General features: G+C 39.2%; 1 protein-coding gene. It reads left to right on the top strand.

All coding sequences use genetic code 11. The annotated features are described in order from the left end of the window. Positions 1-1,007: 1,007 nt before the first annotated feature. Complete coding sequence (locus KIO97_RS27080) at positions 1,008-1,160, top strand: transposase (protein WP_105069258.1); 153 nt, start codon at positions 1,008-1,010, stop codon at positions 1,158-1,160. Positions 1,161-1,851 lie beyond the last annotated feature (691 nt).

The following is a 1,851-nucleotide window of genomic DNA, read 5'->3' as shown; positions in this document are numbered from 1 at the left end:
CAAACTCGCAAACGAGGGGGACCAATTTAAAATAAGAGTGACTCAAACAAGGCTCCTTTCTCGTTATAATAATATAAGAAACAGTCAATCAACACATACTCCCACTAGATACAGTTAGAACAGTTTAATCTTAAGTTTAAGAAGAAGTAAAAAATGTACACAAATCAAGAGAACAAGTTTCATAACCTTTCCCATCGTAAGAATAGCAAGACAATGTGTTAGCAAAGGGAAATAATAGTGAGTTATGAATGGATCAAGTAAGTTTTGTCGGGTCAATTTGACATGAGGCTGACGGTAATTGGATTACCAACTATTCATATGGCTAAGAATACAGGAAGTGCTTTATCGGATTTTGGATTAATTAAAGAAAGAAGACCTAGCCTCTGGTTAATTTGTCCAATCAAACCACTTTATAACAAGTTCGTCACGATGCTTGAGAACCGAGAGAAGCTACCCTTGAGGGCTGCATATGTGGACATCGCATCGATTCTTAGGCAAATGAGACAATGCAGCTAATTTTGCGCCTTGCAAATTAGCCATATCAAACTGCCGTTGTTTAGACCTCATTCGTGCTTTTGGCCCACAAAACAAATAAGTGACATCATAAATAGGCATAGTACTTCCCTAAACACACAACTTTACACGAGCACCTTATCCCTAACAGTGCAAAAGTGCAACTAATTGCATTTGATGGGATGGTTTCAACGAGAAAACTGACGCCACTCTTTACTAAATAAAGAGTGTTTTTCTTAGCTCTATTGGATCGAAAAGTAAGAAATACCTTTCAAATAACTATTTCACGCTTTGCTCCATTGACAACAATACTTTTATTTTCGAACAGTCCACAACGAACAGCATGGATGCTCACTAAACGAGTCCAATTGCGCGTAGCGTTGCTGTTAACAGCCTTATTCTAGTCATACAGAAAACCACGGAGTTACCCGAGGGTGACTAAGTGCAGTTGAAAAGCGCTGAATCCTAGTATTCACTGCTAATTACAAAAGATTATGCCAAAGTTACTGCGAAGTTTACCTGGCGTTGAGTTCAAAAAGATAGGCTTTGACGAAGGTCATCTGCATATGGTGATGTTTATCCCGCCGAAGTACAGTATTTCAGACGTCATGGGTACACTAAAAAGTCAGTCGTCGCACCACATGTGAAAAACGTTCAGTTGGCCAAGTAAGGTTTACTGGAAAGAGAAACATTACATTGTTTGAGTTTGTCACTAGCGTAGGCGTGAGTGGATAGGTTATAGCGAATTACGTTAGGCATTAGGGCGAAAAGGGTTCTGGTAAACTCTGCACGGAGTTGTAACAATAAGCACCCTGTGCATGCGCGGGGGTATCTACCTGTTTTCGTTTAACAACACTCGTTGTGTTTATTCCCCCCCCCCTTTTTTTCTTATTGATATAAATGAAATCTAAGAATTCACTTTATTTGAATATTTTATTAACCTAAACCTGACATTAAGTGATTCCAAATCAACAAAATTGCCTGCTCTTTTGCATCAGCCATTTTTGCTTGTAAGTTTATTGGCATTTTTTATCGCTGTGAGCAATTATTAATGTGTGATTTATACTTACTGCAAATAAGAATAAGGTGCTGATTCTGAGAGGATGACTTTATGTCGGCGAAAGAACAGAACCTCGAGAAATCGGGATTGTATATCGCCTTATCCGGTATCGTTGCTCGGCATGAAAACTACCGGATACGGCGTCACTTTAATTTATCAACGAGAAAGTAAAGCAGGAAAAGATGACAGAGACTATCATGGCGTTTTTTAAAAACGGGGGCGTATTCATGTTCCCTATCGCGGCTATCGGCCTAATTGCACTGGCTATTGTCATTGAG

The sequence above is a fragment of the Vibrio sp. B181a genome, from assembly GCF_030248375.1.
Classification (GTDB): Bacteria; Pseudomonadota; Gammaproteobacteria; order Enterobacterales; family Vibrionaceae; genus Vibrio; species Vibrio campbellii.
Note: the sequence above shows the minus strand (reverse complement) of the source record. Positions and strands in the feature narration are given on the sequence as shown.